The organism is Nocardioides sp. S5-5 (assembly GCF_054954065.1).
Window position 1 is genome coordinate 1,529,665 of record NZ_CP199913.1, and the last position, 19,722, is coordinate 1,549,386.

Below are 19,722 nucleotides of genomic sequence, written 5' to 3' on the forward strand. Positions count from 1 at the left end.
CATGCCCGCCTTCTCCCAGACCCACGAGACGACGATCGCCGCGCCCGCGGCCACCGTCCACGCGTTGATCGACGACTTCCACGAGTGGATCACCTGGTCTCCCTGGGAGGGACTCGACCCCGACCTGCGCCGGACCTACGACGGCGCCGGGGTCGGGGCGTCGTACGCCTGGGCGGGGAACAGCAAGGCCGGCGAGGGCCGGATGACCTTCACCTCGATCACGCCGTCCCAGGTGGTCGTGGACCTCGAGTTCCTCAAGCCCTTCAAGGCCCAGAACGTCGTCACCTTCGACCTCACGCCTGTCGGCGACGCCACCCGGGTCGCCTGGACGATGAGCGGTCAGCGCAACCTGCTGTTCGCGGTGATGGGCAGGCTGTTCTTCGACAAGGCGATCGGCAGGGACTTCGACAAGGGGCTGGCCTCGCTCAAGGCGGCGGCGGAGGGGTGAGTTTTCTCGTCCGATCCCCGACCGTGTCACCGGCCGGCCGGTGACACGGTCGTCAGGCGAACAGGCGTAGCCTTGAGGGCATGCCCACCCTTCGTTCCGCGACGTCCACCTCGGGCCGCAACATGGCCGGCGCGCGTGCCCTGTGGCGCGCGACCGGCATGACCGACTCGGACTTCGGCAAGCCGATCATCGCCATCGCGAACTCGTTCACCGAGTTCGTCCCCGGTCACGTCCACCTGCGTGACCTCGGCAAGATCGTCGCGGAGTCGGTGGTAGCCGCCGGCGGTGTCGCGAAGGAGTTCAACACCATCGCGGTCGACGACGGCATCGCGATGGGCCACGGCGGCATGCTCTACTCCCTGCCGAGCCGCGAGCTGATCGCCGACGCGGTCGAGTACATGGTCCAGGCCCACTGCGCCGACGCCATCGTGTGCATCTCCAACTGCGACAAGATCACCCCCGGCATGCTGCTGGCCGCGCTGCGACTCAACATCCCGGTGGTGTTCGTGTCCGGCGGCCCGATGGAGGCCGGCAAGACGGTCGCCATCGAGGGCGTCGTCCACAGCAAGCTCGATCTGGTCGACGCGATGTCGGCCTCGGCCAACGACGCGGTGACCGACGAGCAGCTCGACGTGATCGAGCGCTCCGCCTGTCCGACCTGCGGCTCGTGCTCGGGCATGTTCACCGCCAACTCGATGAACTGCCTGACCGAGGCGATCGGCCTCTCGCTGCCCGGCAACGGCTCGACGCTGGCCACCCACGCCAAGCGCCGCGCGCTCTTCGAGGAGGCCGGCCGGGTCGTCATGGACCTGTGCCGCCGCTACTACGACGAGGACGACGAGTCGGTCCTGCCGCGCAACATCGCCACCCGCGAGGCGTTCGAGAACGCCGTCGCGCTCGACGTCGCCATGGGCGGCTCGACCAACACGGTGCTCCACCTGCTGGCCGCGGCCCGGGAGGCCGAGCTCGACTTCAACGTCCACGACATCGACGCGATCTCGCGCCGGGTGCCGTGCCTGTCCAAGGTGGCGCCGAACTCCCCGAAGTTCCACATGGAGGACGTCCACCGCGCGGGAGGCATCCCTGCCCTGCTGGGCGAGCTGCGCCGCGGCGGCGCCCTCCACGAGAACGTCCACTCGGTCCACTCCGCCGACCTCGACACCTGGCTCGGTCGCTGGGACATCCGCGCCGAGTCGCCGTCCGCCGAGGCCCTGGAGCTGTTCCAGGCTGCGCCCGGTGGCGTCCGCACGACCGAGCCGTTCTCGACCGAGAACCGCTGGGGAGAGCTCGACACCGACGCCGCCGAGGGCTGCATCCGCGACGTCGAGCACGCCTACTCCGCCGACGGCGGCCTGGCGATCCTCAGCGGCAACATCGCGGTCGACGGCTGCGTCGTCAAGACCGCCGGCGTGGCCGAGGACGCGCTGGTCTTCCACGGCACGGCGATCGTCTTCGAGTCCCAGGAGGCGGCCGTCGAGGGGATCCTCGGCAAGAAGGTCGAGGCCGGCCACGTCGTGGTCATCCGCTACGAGGGTCCCAAGGGCGGGCCCGGCATGCAGGAGATGCTCTACCCGACGGCGTTCCTCAAGGGCCGCGGCCTGGGGGCGACGTGCGCGCTCATCACCGACGGTCGGTTCTCCGGCGGTACGAGCGGACTCTCCATCGGCCACGTCTCACCCGAGGCGGCCGGTGGCGGCCTGATCGCGCTCGTCGAGGACGGCGACCCGATCTCGATCGACATCCCCAACCGGACCATCCACCTCGACGTCGACGAGCACGTGCTCGCCGAGCGCCGGGTGCTGCAGGACAAGCGCGACAAGCCCTACACGCCGCTCGACCGCGACCGCTACGTGTCGGCCGCGCTGCGGGCCTACGCCTCGATGGCCACCGCGGCCTCCGACGGTGCCTACCGACGCGTCCCGGAATGATCCCGGCCTGACCGATGGGCAAGGTCCACGCACGCCTCGAGGGACGCCTGCGCGCGTTCGTCGAGCGCCAGCACGTGTTCTTCGTCGGGACCGCGCCGCGTGCCGATGACGGGCACGTCAACGTCTCGCCGCGCGGCATCCCCGGCACCTTCGGGCTGATCGACGAAGAGACCTTCGCCTGGGTGGACACCTCCGGGAGCGGCAGCGAGATCATCGCCCACCTGCGCGAGAACGGCCGGATCGTGGTCATGTTCTGCGCCTTCGACGGTCCACCCCATGTCGTCCGCTTCCACGGCCGCGGCCGGGTGGTGAGCCGCTACGACGACGGGTACGCCGACCTGGTCGCGCGCTTCGACGAGGTCCCGGGCGCCCGCGCGGTGATCGTCGTCGACATCGAGCGGATCTCCGACGCCTGCGGCTACGGCGTCCCGCTCATGGACTATGTCGGCGAGCGCGACCTGCTGCCCCGCTACTTCGACCGCTTGGGCGTCGAGGGCTCCGCCGACTACCGCCGCCGCAAGAACCGCACCAGCATCGACGGCCTGCCTGCCTTCGACTTCGACCCGCTCGACGAGTGGGCGACGCTCGCCGGCCTGGGCCGGATCCGGGAGCGGCTGGCCGAGCAGATCGACGGCTGGCGGGCGCCCCACGCGTGGGCGGTGGCCCTCGACGGCCAGATCGCCCACGCGAACCTGCCCGGCGGCCAGCACGCCCTGGCGGCCGTCGTGCTCGCGACGGTGCTCAAGCACGACGGGGCCACCGCGACCCTCGAGGTGAGCCGTCAGCAGCTCGACGAGGCGATCACCGCCCTCGCCCCGGCGACCGCCTGCACCGAGGTCGAGCATCCCAACCTCGCCGCCTGGCGGGCGCTGCGCGACGCCCATGACGAGCGCGGCGGCGCGATCGCCGCCGTCTTCGTCCGCGACGCCGCCGACCCGGAGACGTCCGCCACCGACACGGCCCTGCGCGCCCGCTGGTGACCGGGCCGCACCGCCTCGCCGCCGTCCTCATCGTGGGGCTGGCGCTGCTGCTCGCCGCGTTCACCGACCCGGGGCACGGCACCCGCGACCGCACCCCGACGCCCCGGGCCGTCGTACCCCTCACGCAGGTGTCCCCGCCGTCCGTGGCCCCCGCCGCCCCCGTGCCGCCCGCGCTTCCGTCCAGCACGCCACGCTGGCAGACCGAGCGGGTGCTGCCGGACCGCGGGATGCTCGTCGCCTACTACGGCACGCCCGGCACCGGCTCCCTCGGCGTGCTGGGGGAGACCTCCCCGAAGAAGGCGTTCCGCCGGCTGCAGCGCGCCGCGGCGCCCTTCGAGCGCCCGGGCCGTCCGGTGCGCCCGGTGTTCGAGCTGATCGTCAGCGTCGCCGACGGCCACCCCGGCAAGGACCGAGACTTCAGCCACGACATCCGCAAGGCCGCCGTCCGCGAGTACGTCGACGCCGCCCGCGAGCTCGGCGCACTCCTCGTGCTCGACCTCCAGACCGGCCGCACCGACTTCCTCGAGGTCGCTCAGCGCTGGGAGTGGGCGCTCGAGCAGCCCCACGTCGGCCTGGCCATCGACCCCGAGTGGCGGGTGCGCCGCGGTCAGCGCCCGGCCCAGGTGATCGGGAGCGTCGGCGCCGGCGAGGTCAACCGCACCAGCGCCTGGCTCTCGCGGCTGGTCGTCGAGCACGACCTGCCGGAGAAGCTGTTCGTCGTCCACCAGTTCCGCACCTCGATGGTGCGCCACATCGGCCGGATCAAGGCCCGCGACGGCCTCCAGCTGCTCCAGCACGTCGACGGCTTCGGCAACCGTGCCCAGAAGCTCGCCACCTACCGCGCCGTCGCGCGGCCCGACATCTTCGCGATGGGCTTCAAGCTGTTCTACGACGAGGACTTCAACCGGATGGGCGCGAAGGCCGTCCACCGGATCCGCCCGCGCGTCCGCTTCGTGTCCTACCAGTGAGGGGGTCGCCACTCGTGGAGACCAACGTGTACGGCCAGAGGATCGGTGCTCCGGTCCCGTACTGGGAGCCGCGGCCCTGGCCTGAGCCGGTCCTGCTCGAGGGTCGGTACGTCGCCGTCGAGCCCCTCGGCTCGGCCCGCTACGCCGAGCTGTTCGCCGCGACCTGCGGTGAGGCCGACGCGGACCTGTGGACCTATCGGCCGATCGCGAAGCCGCGCACCCTGCCCGAGCTGTGGATGCATCTCGCCGCGCACCTCGACGACCCCGCGACGGTGACCTTGGCGCTGGTCCCGCTGGAGGGCGATGCGGCGGGCACGGCGGCCGGCATCGCGTCGTACCAGCGGATCGAGCCTGCCCACGGTCAGGTCGAGGTCGCCGGCGTCCTCCTCGGCCGCGCGCTGCAACACACCCGCGCCGCCACCGAGGCGACCCACCTGCTGATGCGGCATGCCTTCGGCCTCGGCTACCGCCGCTTCGAGTGGAAGTGCGACAGCCTCAACGAGCCGTCGCGGCGGGCCGCGCTGCGGCTCGGGTTCGTCGAGGAGGGCCGGTTCCGCAACCACATGGTCACCCAGGGGCGCAACCGCGACACCGACTGGTTCTCGGTCACCGACGCCGAGTGGCCCGTCGTACGCGCTCGTCACGAGCGGTGGCTGGACCCGGGGAACTTCGATGCCGCCGGGCGCCAGCTGACCTCGCTCTCAGCGTCCTAGTCCGAGAATGACGTCAGCCACACGCGCGGCAGCACCCGGGTGGGTGCTTGGGTGGACGACATGGACCAACGGATCAGCTTCATCACCCTCGCGGTCGACGACCTCGACGCCACCCGTCGCTTCTACCGCGACGGCCTGGGGTGGGTGCCCGAGCTCGACGTGCCCGGCGAGGTGCTCATGTTCAAGACGGGCCGGCTGCTCGTCTTGTCGCTGTGGGAGCGCTCCCACTTCGAGGCCGAGGTCGGCGCGACGATGCGAGGACCGGGCGTCGCGCCGATCACCATCGCCCACAACCTGCCCACGCCGGCGGGCGTCGACGAGGTGCTCGCGGCGGCGCGGGAGGCCGGCGCGCCCGTGGTCCACGACGCCGTGCAGCGTGACTGGGGCGGCTACTCCGGCTACTTCGCCGATCCCGACGGCTACCGCTGGGAAGTCGCCTACAACCCCGGCCCGGTCGGGAAGGTGGTGCTGCCCTGACCACGCGCCGACAACTCGACAGTGGAGCCGGCCGCCAGCCGCTCAGTCGCCTGCGGAGAGCCGTGTGCTGCGCCGGGAGGTGCGGCGGGTCTTGGATCGGGCGGCGGTGGGGGAGACCTCCCACGAGGTCCGCAAGGCCGCCCGCCGCCTGCGCCACGTCGCCGACGCGGTGGGCGACGCCGGCCTGGCCCGAGGCGGTGGCCGCACTCCCCGGGGTCGACGAATCCTGAGACCGCTGTCTTGCCATCTGAGACGTGTGCGACACTGGTTCGACGGCACGACGTGCGGCGGCTACGGTGATTCCATGCATGACCTGCTTCTCGTACGCACCGGGCGCGCCGGCTGATCCTGACCAGGACAATCCGTCAGTCAATCGCCAGCGCGTCCACCCCTCGTTGCCCAGCAACCGAGGGGTTTTTTGTTGAGTTACGACCAGCAGTTCAGCCCACCACAGCAGACAAGGAACGACTCGGATGAGTGAGCAGCAGGGCTCCGGCGCCGAATCCACGGCACAGGGCATCACCGGGGCGCAGAGCCTGGTCCGGTCCCTCGAGGCGGCCGGGGTCACCGACATCTTCGGCATCCCGGGGGGCGCGATCCTCCCGGCGTACGACCCGCTGATGGACAGCAGCATCCGCCACATCCTCGTGCGCCACGAGCAGGGTGCCGGTCACGCCGCCCAGGGGTACGCCGCGGCGTCCGGCCGGGTCGGCGTCTGCATGGCGACGTCGGGCCCGGGTGCGACCAACCTGGTCACGCCGCTCGCCGACGCCCACATGGACTCCCTCCCGATGGTCGCGATCACCGGCCAGGTCGGCGCCTCGCTGATCGGCACGGACGCCTTCCAGGAGGCCGACATCCGCGGCATCACGATGCCGATCACCAAGCACAGCTTCCTGGTGACCGACCCCGCGGAGATCCCGACCAAGATCGCCGAGGCCTTCCACATCGCCTCGACCGGCCGCCCGGGACCGGTGCTCGTCGACATCACCAAGTCGGCGCTGCAGTCCGGCACCATCTTCCGGTGGCCCGCCGAGCTGAACCTGCCCGGCTACCGCCCGGTCACCCGGCCGCACGCCAAGCAGATCCGCGAGGCCGCCCGGCTGATCCTGGAGTCGCGCAAGCCGGTGCTGTACGTCGGCGGCGGCACCATCCGCTCGGGTGCCGCGAAGGAGCTGCTGGCCCTCGCCGAGCTCACCGGCATCCCGGTGGTCACCACGCTGATGGCGCGCGGCGCGTTCCCCGACAGCCACCCGCAGCATCTCGGCATGCCCGGCATGCACGGCACGGTGGCCGCGGTCGCGGCGCTGCAGAAGAGCGACCTGATCATCAGCCTCGGCGCCCGCTTCGACGACCGGGTCACCGGCAACCTCGACTCGTTCGCGCCCGGCGCCAAGGTCATCCACGCCGACATCGACCCCGCCGAGATCGGCAAGAACCGGTACGCCGACGTCCCGATCGTGGGTGACGTCCGCGAGGTCCTGGTCGACCTGATCACCACCCTGCGCACCGAGCAGGACGCCGGCCGCTCCGGCGACTACGAGGGCTGGGTCGCGTTCTGCGCCGGCGTGAAGACGAAGTACCCGCTCGGCTACGACGCGCCGGCCGACGGCGGTCTCGCCCCGCAGTACGTCCTCGAGCGCCTCGGCGCGCTGTCCGGCCCCGACACGATCTACACCGCGGGCGTGGGCCAGCACCAGATGTGGGCCGCGCACTTCGTCGGCTACGAGCGTCCCAACACCTGGATCAACTCCGGCGGTCTCGGCACGATGGGCTTCTCCGTGCCGGCCGCGATGGGCGCGAAGGTCGCGATGCCGGACCAGACCGTGTGGTCGGTCGACGGCGACGGCTGCTTCCAGATGACCAACCAGGAGCTGGCCACCTGCGCGATCAACAACATCCCGATCAAGGTCGCGGTCATCAACAACGAGTCGCTCGGCATGGTGCGGCAGTGGCAGACGCTGTTCTACGGCCAACGCTATTCCAACACCGACCTGCACACGGGGCCGGACCGGCGGATCCCCGACTTCGTGAAGCTGGCTGACGCCTACGGCTGCGTGGGCCTGGCCTGCGAGTCGCCCGACGACGTCGACGCGACGATCCAGAAGGCGATGGAGATCAACGACGTGCCCGTGGTCGTCGACTTCCGGGTCCACCGCGACGCGATGGTGTGGCCGATGGTCGCCGCCGGCACCAGCAACGACGACATCAAGTACGCGCGCGACCTCGCGCCCCAGTTCGACGAGGACGATCTGTGAACACCCCACGAAGTTCTGCGACCGGGGCGCTGCGCGCCGAGCGGCACAACTCCGCGGGGACCCCGTTCGCGTCGTGCCTGATGATCTGCGACAGCGAAAGGAACTGAGGTGGCCAAGCACACCCTGTCCGTCCTGGTCGAGGACAAGCCCGGCGTCCTGGCCCGCATCTCCGCACTGTTCAGCCGCCGCGGCTTCAACATCGAGTCGCTCGCGGTCGGCCCGACCGAGCACGCCGAGATCTCGCGGATGACCATCGTGGTCAACGTCGACTCGTCGCCGCTCGAGCAGGTCACCAAGCAGCTCAACAAGCTGGTCGAGGTCATCAAGATCGTCGAGCTCGACGCCGGCGCCTCGGTCAACCGCGAGCTGGTGCTGGTCAAGGTCGCCGCCACCGCGGAGAACCGCGGCGAGGTCCTCGACGTCGTCCAGCTGTTCCGGGCGAAGGTCATCGACGTCGCCTCGGACGCGATCACCATGCAGATCGTCGGGAACGACGGCAAGATCGCCGACTTCCTGCGCGTGCTGGAGCCCTTCGGGATCCGCGAGCTCGTGCAGTCCGGCATGGTGGCCATCGGCCGCGGGCCGCGCTCCATCTCGGAGCGCAGCAAGCCCGTCGCCGTACCGGTGCCGCCTGCCGCCAACGCCTGAACCCACCCCACCACCAACCAGCAAGGAGAAGCCCGACGTGGCTGAGATCTACTACGACGACGACGCCGACCTGTCCCTCATCCAGGGCAAGCACGTCGCCGTCATCGGTTACGGCAGCCAGGGTCACGCCCACGCGCTGAACCTGCGCGACTCCGGCGTCGACGTTCGCGTCGGCCTCAAGGAGGGCTCGAAGAGTCGCGCCAAGGCGGAGGAGGAGGGCCTGCGCGTCCTCACCCCGCGCGAGGCCGCGGAGGAGGCCGACGTCATCGTCATCCTGGCCCCCGACCAGGTCCAGCGCCACCTGTACGCCGACGACATCGCCCCGGCGCTCGCCGAGGGCGACACCCTGGTCTTCGGCCACGGCTTCAACATCCGCTTCGGCTACATCAAGCCCCCGGCCGGCGTCGATGTCATCCTGGTCGCGCCGAAGGCTCCGGGCCACACCGTGCGCCGCGAGTACGTCGCCGGGCGCGGCATCCCGGACATCATCGCGGTCGAGCAGGACGCCTCGGGCAAGGCCTGGGACCTCGCGAAGTCTTACGCGAAGGGCATCGGCGGCACCCGCGCCGGCGTCATCAAGACCACCTTCACCGAGGAGACCGAGACCGACCTGTTCGGTGAGCAGTCGGTCCTGTGCGGTGGTGTCTCGCAGCTGGTCCAGTACGGCTACGAGACCCTCACCGAGGCCGGCTACCAGGGCGAGATCGCCTACTTCGAGGTCCTCCACGAGCTCAAGCTGATCGTGGACCTGATGTGGGAGGGCGGCATCGCCAAGCAGCGCTGGTCGGTCTCCGACACGGCCGAGTACGGCGACTACGTCTCGGGCCCGCGCGTCATCGACGCCCGCGTCAAGGAGAACATGCAGGCCGTCCTCGCCGACATCCAGAGCGGCGCGTTCGCCGAGCGCTTCATCGCCGACCAGGACGCCGGCGCGCCGGAGTTCATCGCGCTGCGCGAGAAGGGCGCCCAGCACCCGATCGAGGCGGTCGGCAAGACCCTGCGCTCGCACTTCTCGTGGGCCCAGAGCGACGACGACTACACCGAGGGCTCGGCCGCGCGCTGACCCGCGCACGAACGCCCCCGGATCCGCCACGCGGATCCGGGGGCGTCCTGCATCCTCACCCGCTGATCACCAGCAGCACGGCGCCCGCGCCGACGAGTGCGACGCCACCCCACTGCAGTGCCGAGAGCCGCTCGCCGAGCAGGGTCACGCCGAAGATCGCCACGAGCACGACGCTCAGCTTGTCGACGGGGGCGACCAGGGATGCGTCGCCGACCTTGAGCGCGCGGAAGTAGCAGATCCACGACGCGCCGGTGGCCAGTCCCGACAGCACGAGGAACACCCAGGTCCGGGTGCCGACGTCGCCGGGGGAGTGGAACTTGCCGAGGGCCAGCAGGATCAGGCCGAGCGTCACCAAGATGACCACGGTGCGCACGAAGGTCGCGACATCGGAGTCGATCTCCTTGACGCCCACTTTGGCGAAGATCGCGGTGAGCGCCGCGAACACCGCGGACAACAGCGCCCAGAACCACCAGGTCGAGGTCAGGTCCATGTGAGCTCCGTAACGTCATTCGTTCCGTGGGCTCGAGCCCACGGAACGAATGACGTTAGCGCAGGTCGACCTCAGTGGAGGGCGATGGTGACGCTCGTGCCCTTGGCCGCGGAGTCGGCGGTGGCGACCTGGTCGCCGTACTGGCCGGCCGCGACCGGACCGCCCGTGTCGACGACGAGCTGGTCGGCATGGGCGCCGCCGGTGCCGATCAGCTGCTGCCGGACGGTCGAGCCGGCGGGCTCGGCGAAGGCCGTGGTCGCCGAGGACCGGTCGGCCCACACGGTGACCACCCAGCCCCCGGGTGTGGTGACCGTCGGGCTGCGGTGTGCGGCGGTCGCGCTCGTCTCGCCGGCACCGGCCACGGACGCGACGGGTCCGCCGGGATCGGTGCCGGAGTAGGCCAGGACGGTCAGCGTCGCCTTCACGGCCGTCGTACCGAAGGACACCGTGACATTGCGGCCCGCGTCGTTGGCCGCCGCGACCTTCTGCCAGACCACCGTCGTCATCGCGTCCGTCGTCGCCGGCTGGCCCACCTGGGTCCACCCCGTGGGCGCGGCCGGTACGGCGGTCGTGGCCGCCGAGACCACCGCGACCAGTCCGTCGCCGGCCTGGGTGGTCGCGGGGATCGGGGTGACGATGCTGGTCGCGTTGGTGACCTTGCCCGTCGCGTCGCGGTACGCGACCGGGCTGCTCACGCCCTCGATCACGACCGGCTGGGTCGACGATCCGGTGCCGCCGTGCTCGTCGGTGACCGTCAGCGTGACCTGGTAGGTCCCGGGCGTGGCGTAGAGGTGGCTGGGCTGTGCGCCGGTGGCGGTGCCGCCGTCGCCGAAGTCCCACGACCAGCCGACGACGGTGCCGTCGGGGTCGCTCGACCCCCGGCCGTCGAAGCCGCAGGTCTGCCCCGAGCAGGACAGGGTGAACGACGAGGTCGGCGCCTGGTTGGCGAGCGGGCCGAGGAACATGGTGCCGCTCGACCACACCGGGCTGGTGTCGATGCCGGTCCCGGTCACCCGGGTCCACGACCCGCTGGTGACACCGTCCGTGACGGACAGGCGCCACAGCTGGTTGGTCGACATACCGGCCCACAGCTGCCCGTCGGCGTACACCAGATTGCGGACGTCTTGGAGCGCAGGGAAGGTCGACGACGCGACCGTGAACTCGGCGGCGCCCACGACGAGGCTGTCCGGGGAGAACCAGCGCCAGAAGACCCTGGTCTGGCCCGAACGGGTGTAGTAGATCCGGTTGTTGGCGTATGCCAAGCCGGTCAGGCCCGAGATCTGGGCATAGAGGTTCGGCACCCGGCCGCGATAGGTCTGCGAGCCGCCACTGGCCGTCACCGTGCTCCACGCGGGGTCGTTGTACGGGTCGATGACGGTGTCGGGGCCGAAGGCGGTGCCGTTGAAGGTCCGGTAGTGCAGCTTGTTGTCGGTCCAGCCGTACACCAGCTTGGTGCCGACCATGAAGGCGCCCTTCACGTTGCTCCAGCTCGCGCCGCCCGTCGTCGTCACGGTCGTCGGCGTGGTGATCGACGTGCCGAGGAACTGCCGGGTCGTGACGGTGGTGCCGGAGAGCCGGTAGAGGCTGCGCGGCAGGACCGGGTCGGCCTGGGCGACCGGGGCCGACCCGCCCTCCACAGGGAAGAAGGCGAGCCGGGCCCGGCGGTACTGGCGATCGCCGATGTACTCGGTGTCGCTGCCGACGTAGATGCCGTTGTCGGTGGCCAGCAGCTCCTCGGCGCCGACGCCGCGCGGGTGGCGGCCGGGGTTCCAGCTCAGCGGCAGGCCGTTCTGCGGGTCGAGCGCCGCGAGCCCGGGGCGGGGCACCTGGCCGGCCTGCTCGTCCGCGCCGCTCTGGATCGCGTTCATCCACTTCTGGTGGCCGCCGACGTACACCGCGTTGTCGGCGATCGAGACCGACAGCAGGGAGTCCTGGCCGGTGGCGGCCTGCCAGGTCGGCTGCACGTCCTGCCCGGTCACGGCCACGTCGAAGCGGGCCGCCGAGTCGCACAGGGTGCCGTTGTAGCCGGCGCCGCTGGAGGCGATCACGAAGTAGGAGCTGTCGGGCGAGAAGTCGACATCGCGCACATAGGAGTCGAAGGCGTTCTTCTGGCATGCCGGCGTGTAGCGCAGGGTCTTCCAGTCGGGGTCGACGTACGCGCTGTCGGCACCGAGGCGGATCAGGGCGACCTGGTCGCGGTCGAGGCCGTCGGCGTGCTTGAAGTTGCCGATCGCGACCAGCCGCGTGCCGTCGGGGCTGGCGGCCAGCTTGCCGACACCGATTGGCGCCTTCGCCGTACCGGAGGGCCAGTTGTGGTTGGTGTCGACGGTGACCTTGAGGTAGTCGTCGACCGTGCCCGTGGTCGCGTCGAGCGAGGCCAGGCCGGTGCGGGGCAGTGTGGCGATGGTGGTGAAGGTGCCGGCCACCAGCAGTCGATTGCCGACCAGCGCGAGGTCGAGGACGGCCCCGTTGGGGCTGGGGTTCTTGAACGCGGTGACCAGCGCGCCCGTCGTGGTGTCGATCTTGATGACGTTGCGGACCTTCGTGGTGCCCGCCAGCTTGAAGGTGCCTCCGACGTAGAGGGCGCTGCCGTCCGGCGACGCGACGATCGCGTTCACGCTGGCGTCCAGGCCCGGTGCGAAGACCGGGTCGATGACCCCGGTGGCCCGGTCGTAGGCGAAGAGGTACGGCGTCGGCAGCTGCGCGCTCGTCCCCGGGTTCTGCGCGAGGGTGAACGTGCCGCCCACGAACACCCGGCTCCCGACCTCCGCGATCGCCAGCGTCCTCCCGTCGAGGATGTTGGGCGTCGCCGCCGGCACCGTCGATGGGATCAGCCGCTGGTGTGCCGGCGCCGCCTGCGCCGGTGGGCCGGACGCCCCGGTGGTCAGCAGCGCGGCCACCAGCGCCAGCAGCAGGCCGACGAATCCGGTCTGAAGATGTCCACGACGCATGGTGCCCCCAGTTGACTCGACCGAGACGGCACGACGCTCGCACCTTTCCGGCCCCGGCGACTCACCCATCTTGGGCATCTGCATGCACGCCGACCCGGCGGAACCTAACGCGCGAATTGCGCTGACCCGGCGCAAAGTGACTACCTGGACGGTCACTTTGCGCCGGGTCGGCCGTGTTCAGCTGCTCGTCTGCGCCGGGTCGGCTACTTGACCTCGGAGCGGAGCACCAACCGGATGCCGATCAGGAGCGGCAGCGCGATCCAGAGCACGGAGGTGATGCCCAGCTGCGCCCAGTCGTGGCTGGTCAGGCCGCCGTCGAAGAGCAGGAAGCGGGTCTGGTTCAGGTCGAACCAGCCGGCGTTGTCGGCCCACCAGTCCTGGGCGGCGGCCAGCGCGCCGGACAGGCCGGGAAGCACCAGGTTGACCACGAAGTAGCCGACGATCGCGGCCGGCGAGCTGCGGAAGAGCAGGCCCAGCGCGAAGCCGAGCAGCATGCCGATCTCATTGGCGAGCACGATCTGGGAGAACCCCGAGACGGAGATGTCCCACACCGGGTCGACGCCGGTGATCATCGAGGTGACCAGGTTGCCGAGGGCGCCCACCCCGAGCGCGACCAGCATGCCGACGAACCCGATGGCCAGCGTGTTGAGCAACTTGGCGGCCAGCACCCGAGATCGTCCCGGCACCAGGGTGAAGGTGGTCAGTGTGGTGCGCTGGCTCCACTCACTGGTGACGGCGAGCACGCCGATCACCGGGAGGATGATCGACATCGGGCTGCCGATGGCGGCGGCGAAGGACTCGAAGGTCAGATCGTCGCGGTTGCCGACGAGCAGGGTGATCACGGTGGCGATCGCGGACGTGAGCACGATGCTGGCCATCAGCCAGAAGCCGGAGCGGGTGTCGAACATCTTGCGCAGCTCGACGCTCTGGATCCGGCGGAACGGCGTCCGCGCGGGCACCGGGCGGTTCCGCGCCGGGGCAGGGACGGCGGACGTGGTGTCCGGGCCGGTCACGGTCGTGGCGGTCATGCCGCTGCTCCTTGCGTGGGGGTGGTGTGGGTGACGCTCTCGCGCTGGCTCTCGGCCGTGAGCGCCAGGAACATCTCCTCGAGGCCGGCGCCGTCGGCGGCGCGCAGCTCGGTGACGGGGATGCCGGCGGCGAACGCGGCCTGGCCGACGCGGGTGAGGTCGGCCTCGGCGAGCACGGCGCCGCCCGAGGTCGGCCGCGCGACGATCCCGGCGGTGGTGAGGGCGGTGGCGAGCGCGGCGCCGTCGGCCGCGCGGACCAGGGTGCCGGCGCCGGCGAGCAGCTCGTCCTTGGTGCCCTGGGCGACGATGCGGCCGTTGCCGATGACGACGAGGTCGTCGGCGATGACCTCGATCTCGTGCAGCAGGTGGCTGGAGAGCAGCACGGTGCCGCCCTGGTCGGCGAAGCCGCGCAGCAGGTCGCGCATCCAGCGGATGCCGGCCGGGTCCAGTCCGTTGGCGGGCTCGTCGAGGATCAGCACCTCGGGGTCGCCGAGGAGTGCGGTGCCGATGCCGAGGCGCTGGCGCATGCCGAGGGAGTAGTTGCGGACCCGCCGGCTGGCCTCGTCGGGCGTCAGGCTGACCCGCTCGAGCATCTCGTCGACGCGGGTGCGCGGCAGGCCCATGGTGAGCGCGGCGATGGTGAGGATCTCGCGCCCGGTGCGACCGGCGTGCTGCGCCGACGCGTCCAGCAGTACGCCGACCTCGCGGCCCGGGTCGGGCAGGTCGGCGAACCGGCGGCCCAGGACGCGGACCTCGCCGCTTCCCGGCGCGGTCAGGCCGACCATGACCCGCATGGTGGTGGACTTGCCGGCTCCGTTGGGCCCGAGGAACCCGGTGACGCGGCCCGGCGCGGCGCTGAACGACACATCGTCGACGGCCGTGAAGCTGCCGTACGACTTGCTGAGGGACTCGACTGTGATCATGTCCCGAAGCCTGTCGCTCGCGGGCAGCTCGTCGCTTCGGGCAGATCCCTTGACCCATCCCTGACCTCACCCCCGAGGCCCCTAGGGGGCGGCGCGGGAAGCAATCAGGGGTACGTCGCGTTGCAGCCGTCGTGCGTATCGAGATCTGGGCCGACGTCGTGTGTCCGTGGTGCTACATCGGCAAGCGCCGCCTGGAGAGGGCGCTCGCCGACTTCGAGCATCGCGACGACGTCGAGGTCGTCTACCGCTCCTACGAGCTGGACCCGTTCGCGCCCGAGATCGGCACCGAGACCACCGTGCAGGTGCTGGGCCGCAAGTTCGGCGCCGACGAGGCCGGCACCCGGGAGATGATGGCCCGTGCCGACGAGGTCGCTGCCGGCGAGGGCCTGGAGTTCGCGCACGCCGACGCGCTGCACGCCCGCACCCTGACCGCCCATCGGCTGCTGCACCTGGCCGCCGCGGAGGGCCGGCAGCACGAGCTGATGGAGCAGGTCCTCGCGGCGTACTTCACCCGCGGCGAGTCGCTCGGCGATCACGACGTGCTGCGGCGCGCGGCGGCCTTCGCCGGGCTGGCCGCCGATCGGGTCGAGGAGGTGCTCGGCAGCGACGAGTTCCGCGACGAGGTGATAGCCGATGTCGCGCAGGCCCGGGCCTACGGCTCCAGCGGCGTACCGTTCTTCGTGCTCGACGGCCGCTTCGGCATCTCCGGCGCCCAGCCCACCGAGGTGTTCGAGCAGGCGCTCGCGCAGGCCTGGGGCAGCCGGGGTTGAGTCGGTGCGGGAATCCCCGCTTCAGCGGGGATTCCCACGCTTCTTGACGGTTGCAACGGTCAGGAAGCACCAGAGCAAGTCAAGAAGTGCCGCTCACGGCAGCAGCAGGACGACGGTCTCGGCGACGCACGCCGGCTTGGCCTCGTCCTCGATCTCGACGGTGTGCTGCACGGTCAGCTGCTTGCCGCTGGGGAGGTCGACGACCTCGCCGAGCTTGACGTGCAGCCGGACCCGCTTGCCGACGAGGAGGGGAGTGGGGAAGCGGACCTTGTTGACCCCGTAGTTGAGCTTGGCGCCCGGGGTGCGCAGGGTGAACACCTGGCTGCCGAGCCAGGGGACGAGCGACAGGGTGAGGTAGCCGTGCGCGATGGTGCCGCCGAAGGGCCCCTCCTTGGCGCGCTCCAGGTCGACGTGGATCCACTGGTGGTCGCCGGTCGCGTCGGCGAACTGGTTGACCCGGCGCTGGTCGATGGTGACCCAGTCGCTGGATCCGAGGTCGGTCCCGGCCGCCTCGGTGAGCTCCTCGAACGTCGTGAAAACGCGCATGGCCTGACTCCTTTGTCGACAGCGGACCTGATCTTCCCGACCTTAGGGCTGCGAGGCGGCGGTGGTCAGCCTTTGGCGCGCTCCCGGCTCGCCGAACGAGAGGCGAGACCCTCCATTAGGCAAGCCTAACCATCCGGAGTACGCTCGTCCTTTGTGCTCGCCAACTTCCTGATCGGACTGCGCGAAGGCCTCGAGGCCGCGCTGGTCGTCAGCATTCTGGTGGCCTATCTCGTCAAGTCGGACCGTCGCGAGCTGCTGCCGCGGATCTGGGCGGGCGTGGCGATCGCGGTCGCGGTCGCCCTGGCGTTCGGGGCCAGCTTGACGTTCGGGCCGCGCGGACTGACCTTCGAGGCCCAGGAGGCGATCGGCGGCACCCTGTCGATCGTCGCCGTCGCGTTCGTCACCTGGATGATCTTCTGGATGTCGACCGCGGCCCGTGGGCTCGGTACCGAGCTGCGCGGCCAGATCGACCGGGCAGCCGAGGGCGGGCGCTGGTCGCTGGTCGTGGTGGCGATGCTCGCCGTCGGCCGCGAGGGCCTCGAGACAGCGCTCTTCCTGTGGGCGGCCACCCAGGCCGGCACCCGCGACACGATCGGCTCGGTGACGCCGACCTGGGAGCCGCTGGTCGGCGCGCTGCTCGGGATCCTGGTCGCCGTGGCACTCGGCTACCTCATCTACCGAGGCGCGATCCGCCTCAACCTCACCGTCTTCTTCACCTGGACCGGCGCCTTCCTCATCCTGGTCGCCGGTGGCGTGCTCGCCTACGGCATCCACGACCTCCAGGAGGCGGGGATCCTCCCCGGTCTGCACAACCTGGCCTTCGACGTCTCCGGCGCGATCCCGCCGTCGTCCTGGTACGGCACCCTCCTCAAGGGCGTCTTCAACTTCTCGCCCGCCACGACCTGGCTCGAGGCCACCGCCTGGGTGCTGTACGTCGTCCCGGTCGGCGTGCTGTTCCTCTTCCGCACCCGCATCGTCCGTCCCACCCCTCAGCTTCAGGAGCAGTGATCCATGCGCAAGACCCTCCTCGTCTCGGTGGCCGTCCTGGCCGTCGCCCCTGCCCTCGCCGCCTGCACCGAGAACGCCTCCTCCGGCGGCGGTGACGGCAAGAAGGCCGATGCCCGGGCCCTGACGGTCGGCTCGAGTGCCGACGCGTGCGAGCTGTCGGCGACCGAGGCGCCGGCCGGCACGCTGAGCTTCGACGTCACCAACACCGGCTCCGACGTCACCGAGTTCTACCTGCTCGGCAGCGACGGGCTGCGCATCGTCGGGGAGGTCGAGAACATCGGCCCGAACCTGACCAAGAAGCTGACGGTGAACGCGCCCGAGGGCGACTACTTCACCGCCTGCAAGCCGGGCATGGTCGGCGAGGGCATCCGGGCCGCGTTCACCGTCACCCACTCCGACGACGAGCAGGAGGTCAGCGCGTCCGACCAGGAGCTGATCGACCAGGCGCAGAACAACTACCGTGCCTACGTGCAGGACCAGTCCGCCCAGCTGCTGGAGAAGACCAAGGAGTTCGTCCAGCTCTACGAGGACGGCAAGGACGACGAGGCCCGCACGCTCTACCCGACGGCACGCGAGCACTGGGAGCGGATCGAGACCGTGGCCGAGTCCTTCGGCGACCTCGACCCGAAGACCGACGCCCGCGAGGCCGACGTCGACTTCGCCGCGGGTGAGAAGTGGACCGGCTGGCACCGCATCGAGAAGGACCTGTGGCCGCAGGACGCGAAGGGCTACACGGCGCTCACGCCCGCCGAGCGCACGACCTACGCCGACGACCTGCTCGCCAACACCGAGGAGCTCGACAAGCGGATCCAGGCCACCGGTGCCGACGCGCTGACCTACCCGATCGACGCGATCGCCAACGGCTCGATCGGCCTGCTCGAAGAGGTCGCGAACGGCAAGATCACCGGTGAGGAGGAGGCCTGGTCGCACACCGACCTGTGGGACTTCCAGGCCAACGTCGACGGTGCCCGGATCGCCTACGAGGGCGTCCAGGGCCTGCTCGAGACCAAGGACGCTGCCCTCGCCGAGGAGCTCACCACCACGTTCGACGCCCTGCAGACGCTGCTCGACGAGTACCGCGACGGTGACGGCTTCGTGCTCTACACCGACCTGACCAAGGACGACACGAAGAAGATGACCGACGCGGTCAACGCGCTGTCCGAGCCGCTGTCGAAGCTCACCGCGGCGGTGACCTCCTGACCGGGAGCTCCCGCGTCAGCCGGCGCGGTCTCCTCGGTGGCGGCGCGGCCGCCGCCGGGGTGGCCGGCGCCTTCGCGGCCGGACGGCTCGCGGCTCCCGACACCGAGAAGGTGGCGGCGCCGGTGGCGTCGTACCCCTTCCACGGGGAGCATCAGGCGGGCATCGCCACGCCCGCCCAGGACCGGCTGCACTTCGTCGCTCTCGACGTGACGACCGACGACCGCGACGCGCTGGTCGCCTTGTTGAAGGCTTGGACCGAGGCCGCCGCACGGATGACCGTGGGCGAGTCGGCCGGCCCGTTGGGCGCCGTCGAGGGTCCCGGCAACGCCCCGCCGGACGACACCGGGGAGGCCCTCGACCTGCCACCCAGCAAGCTCACCATCACCTTCGGCTTCGGCCCGGGCCTGTTCGTCGATGCCGACGGCAAGGACCGGTTCGGCCTCGCCGAGCGCCGCCCCGAGGCGCTCGAGCAGCTGCCGCGGTTCTCCGCCGACGTGCTCGACCCGGCCCGCAGCGACGGCGACCTCTGCATCCAGGCCTGTGCCGACGACCCGCAGGTCGCCGTCCACGCGATCCGCAACCTGGTCCGGATCGGGTTCGGTACGACGGCCGTGCGCTGGTCCCAGCTCGGCTTCGGCCGGACGTCGACCACCTCGACCAGCCAGTCCACGCCTCGCAACCTGTTCGGCTTCAAGGACGGCACCGCCAACATCAAGGCGGAGGAGACCGAGGCTCTCGGACAGCATGTGTGGGTCGGGGCCGGCGACGATCCGAAGGCGGCCTGGCTCGCCGGCGGCTCCTATCTCGTCACCCGGCGGATCAACATGACGATCGAGGTCTGGGACCGTCAGTCGCTGGACTCCCAGGAGCAGTTCGTCGGCCGCACCAAGAGCACCGGCGCACCGCTGTCCGGCGGCGAGGAGATGACCGACCCGGACTTCGCGATGCAGGGCTCGACCGGCCCGATCATCCCGGTCGACGCCCACGTGCGCGTCGTCCATCCCGAGACCAACGACGGGGTGCGGATCCTGCGCCGCGGCTACAACTTCGTCGACGGCAGCAACGACGTCGGCGGCCTCGAGGCCGGCCTGTTCTTCATCGCCTACCTCCGCGACCCGCGCACCCACTTCATCCCGCTGCAGCGGGCGATGTCGAAGTCGGACGCGCTCATGGAGTACCTCCGCTTCACCGGCCAGGCGCTGTTCGCCGTCCCGCCCGGCGTCGACCGGGGCGAGTACGTCGGCCAGGCCCTGTTCGAGGTCTGAGCACGCCGCGCGGACTCGCCTGCGGGTACGCCCCGGGGGCGGGTAGGCTGGCGGCCGA

Annotated in this window: 18 protein-coding genes; 13 read left to right on the plus strand and 5 right to left on the minus strand. The window is 70.8% G+C overall.

The annotated features are described in order from the left end of the window. Position 1: 1 nt before the first annotated feature. The 9 genes from ACUP6Y_RS07215 to ilvC all read left to right on the plus strand — a co-directional run bounded on the left by ACUP6Y_RS07215 (position 2) and on the right by ilvC (position 9,483). Complete coding sequence (locus ACUP6Y_RS07215; protein ID WP_462555095.1) at positions 2–448, plus strand: SRPBCC family protein; 447 nt, start codon at positions 2–4, stop codon at positions 446–448. Positions 449–528: 80 nt separating this feature from the next. After that, complete coding sequence (gene ilvD / locus ACUP6Y_RS07220) at positions 529–2,376, plus strand: dihydroxy-acid dehydratase (protein ID WP_462555096.1); 1,848 nt, start codon at positions 529–531, stop codon at positions 2,374–2,376. Between the two features lie 14 nt (positions 2,377–2,390). Continuing rightward, the gene (locus ACUP6Y_RS07225) at positions 2,391–3,356 is read left to right on the plus strand and encodes a pyridoxamine 5'-phosphate oxidase family protein (protein WP_462555097.1); all 966 of its coding nucleotides are present in this window, start codon (positions 2,391–2,393) and stop codon (positions 3,354–3,356) included. Next, positions 3,353–4,324, plus strand: a complete 972-nt coding sequence (locus ACUP6Y_RS07230; RefSeq protein ID WP_462555100.1) for a hypothetical protein — start codon at positions 3,353–3,355, stop codon at positions 4,322–4,324. The genes ACUP6Y_RS07225 and ACUP6Y_RS07230 overlap by 4 nt, the downstream gene beginning before the upstream one ends. A 14-nt stretch (positions 4,325–4,338) precedes the next feature. Then, positions 4,339–5,037, plus strand: a complete 699-nt coding sequence (locus ACUP6Y_RS07235; RefSeq protein ID WP_462555103.1) for a GNAT family N-acetyltransferase — start codon at positions 4,339–4,341, stop codon at positions 5,035–5,037. A gap of 60 nt (positions 5,038–5,097) precedes the next feature. Further along, positions 5,098–5,514, plus strand: coding sequence for a VOC family protein (locus ACUP6Y_RS07240; protein WP_462555106.1), 417 nt, complete (start codon positions 5,098–5,100; stop codon positions 5,512–5,514). A 473-nt stretch (positions 5,515–5,987) separates the two neighbouring features. Then, positions 5,988–7,772 (plus strand): acetolactate synthase large subunit, encoded by a 1,785-nt coding sequence (locus ACUP6Y_RS07245; protein WP_462555109.1) that lies wholly within the window; start codon positions 5,988–5,990, stop codon positions 7,770–7,772. A gap of 108 nt (positions 7,773–7,880) precedes the next feature. After that, on the plus strand, positions 7,881–8,420 hold the full coding sequence (gene ilvN, locus ACUP6Y_RS07250) for an acetolactate synthase small subunit (protein ID WP_462555111.1): 540 nt from the start codon (positions 7,881–7,883) through the stop codon (positions 8,418–8,420). Between the two features lie 37 nt (positions 8,421–8,457). Beyond that, positions 8,458–9,483 carry a ketol-acid reductoisomerase gene (ilvC, locus tag ACUP6Y_RS07255; protein WP_462555114.1) on the plus strand — a complete coding sequence of 342 codons (1,026 nt, stop codon included), beginning with the start codon at positions 8,458–8,460 and terminating at the stop codon, positions 9,481–9,483. 55 nt (positions 9,484–9,538) lie between these two features. On the opposite strand, the gene ACUP6Y_RS07260 is transcribed toward ilvC, so the two are convergent. The 4 genes from ACUP6Y_RS07260 to ACUP6Y_RS07275 all read right to left on the minus strand — a co-directional run bounded on the left by ACUP6Y_RS07260 (position 9,539) and on the right by ACUP6Y_RS07275 (position 14,875). Then, complete coding sequence (locus tag ACUP6Y_RS07260) at positions 9,539–9,973, minus strand: EamA family transporter (protein ID WP_462555116.1); 435 nt, start codon at positions 9,971–9,973, stop codon at positions 9,539–9,541. Between the two features lie 71 nt (positions 9,974–10,044). Continuing rightward, positions 10,045–12,924 carry a PKD domain-containing protein gene (locus ACUP6Y_RS07265; RefSeq protein WP_462555119.1) on the minus strand — a complete coding sequence of 960 codons (2,880 nt, stop codon included), beginning with the start codon at positions 12,922–12,924 and terminating at the stop codon, positions 10,045–10,047. A gap of 203 nt (positions 12,925–13,127) precedes the next feature. Beyond that, positions 13,128–13,952: an ABC-2 transporter permease gene (locus ACUP6Y_RS07270; RefSeq protein ID WP_462555123.1), complete on the minus strand. Its 825-nt coding sequence runs from the start codon at positions 13,950–13,952 to the stop codon at positions 13,128–13,130. Continuing rightward, the gene (locus tag ACUP6Y_RS07275) at positions 13,949–14,875 is read right to left on the minus strand and encodes an ABC transporter ATP-binding protein (RefSeq protein WP_462555125.1); all 927 of its coding nucleotides are present in this window, start codon (positions 14,873–14,875) and stop codon (positions 13,949–13,951) included. The genes ACUP6Y_RS07270 and ACUP6Y_RS07275 overlap by 4 nt, the downstream gene beginning before the upstream one ends. A 131-nt stretch (positions 14,876–15,006) precedes the next feature. Between ACUP6Y_RS07275 and ACUP6Y_RS07280 the strand changes: the two genes are divergently transcribed. Beyond that, entirely contained in the window at positions 15,007–15,645 is a 639-nt protein-coding gene (locus ACUP6Y_RS07280) for a DsbA family oxidoreductase (RefSeq protein WP_462555127.1), read from the plus strand. A 93-nt stretch (positions 15,646–15,738) separates the two neighbouring features. Here the strand turns inward: ACUP6Y_RS07280 and ACUP6Y_RS07285 are convergent, their stop codons facing one another. Beyond that, positions 15,739–16,191: a MaoC family dehydratase gene (locus ACUP6Y_RS07285; protein WP_462555131.1), complete on the minus strand. Its 453-nt coding sequence runs from the start codon at positions 16,189–16,191 to the stop codon at positions 15,739–15,741. A 153-nt stretch (positions 16,192–16,344) separates the two neighbouring features. On the opposite strand from ACUP6Y_RS07285, the gene efeU reads away from it, so the two are divergent. The 3 genes from efeU to efeB are packed head-to-tail and all read left to right on the plus strand — an operon-like array spanning position 16,345 to position 19,664. Further along, positions 16,345–17,199 carry an iron uptake transporter permease EfeU gene (gene efeU, locus ACUP6Y_RS07290; RefSeq protein ID WP_462555132.1) on the plus strand — a complete coding sequence of 285 codons (855 nt, stop codon included), beginning with the start codon at positions 16,345–16,347 and terminating at the stop codon, positions 17,197–17,199. A gap of 3 nt (positions 17,200–17,202) precedes the next feature. Beyond that, positions 17,203–18,399 carry an iron uptake system protein EfeO gene (efeO, locus tag ACUP6Y_RS07295; RefSeq protein ID WP_462555133.1) on the plus strand — a complete coding sequence of 399 codons (1,197 nt, stop codon included), beginning with the start codon at positions 17,203–17,205 and terminating at the stop codon, positions 18,397–18,399. Beyond that, entirely contained in the window at positions 18,396–19,664 is a 1,269-nt protein-coding gene (gene efeB, locus ACUP6Y_RS07300) for an iron uptake transporter deferrochelatase/peroxidase subunit (protein WP_462556652.1), read from the plus strand. Before efeO ends, efeB begins: the two co-directional genes overlap by 4 nt. Positions 19,665–19,722 lie beyond the last annotated feature (58 nt).

Coding starts and splice junctions, on each gene's coding strand:
- ACUP6Y_RS07215 (WP_462555095.1), top strand. CDS start 2: ATGCCCGCCTTCTCCCAGACCCACGAGACGACGATCGCCGCGCCCGCG.
- ilvD (WP_462555096.1), top strand. CDS start 529: ATGCCCACCCTTCGTTCCGCGACGTCCACCTCGGGCCGCAACATGGCC.
- ACUP6Y_RS07225 (WP_462555097.1), top strand. CDS start 2,391: ATGGGCAAGGTCCACGCACGCCTCGAGGGACGCCTGCGCGCGTTCGTC.
- ACUP6Y_RS07240 (WP_462555106.1), top strand. CDS start 5,098: ATGGACCAACGGATCAGCTTCATCACCCTCGCGGTCGACGACCTCGAC.
- ACUP6Y_RS07245 (WP_462555109.1), top strand. CDS start 5,988: ATGAGTGAGCAGCAGGGCTCCGGCGCCGAATCCACGGCACAGGGCATC.
- ACUP6Y_RS07260 (WP_462555116.1), bottom strand. CDS start 9,973: ATGGACCTGACCTCGACCTGGTGGTTCTGGGCGCTGTTGTCCGCGGTG.
- ACUP6Y_RS07265 (WP_462555119.1), bottom strand. CDS start 12,924: ATGCGTCGTGGACATCTTCAGACCGGATTCGTCGGCCTGCTGCTGGCG.
- ACUP6Y_RS07270 (WP_462555123.1), bottom strand. CDS start 13,952: ATGACCGCCACGACCGTGACCGGCCCGGACACCACGTCCGCCGTCCCT.
- ACUP6Y_RS07275 (WP_462555125.1), bottom strand. CDS start 14,875: ATGATCACAGTCGAGTCCCTCAGCAAGTCGTACGGCAGCTTCACGGCC.
- ACUP6Y_RS07285 (WP_462555131.1), bottom strand. CDS start 16,191: ATGCGCGTTTTCACGACGTTCGAGGAGCTCACCGAGGCGGCCGGGACC.
- efeO (WP_462555133.1), top strand. CDS start 17,203: ATGCGCAAGACCCTCCTCGTCTCGGTGGCCGTCCTGGCCGTCGCCCCT.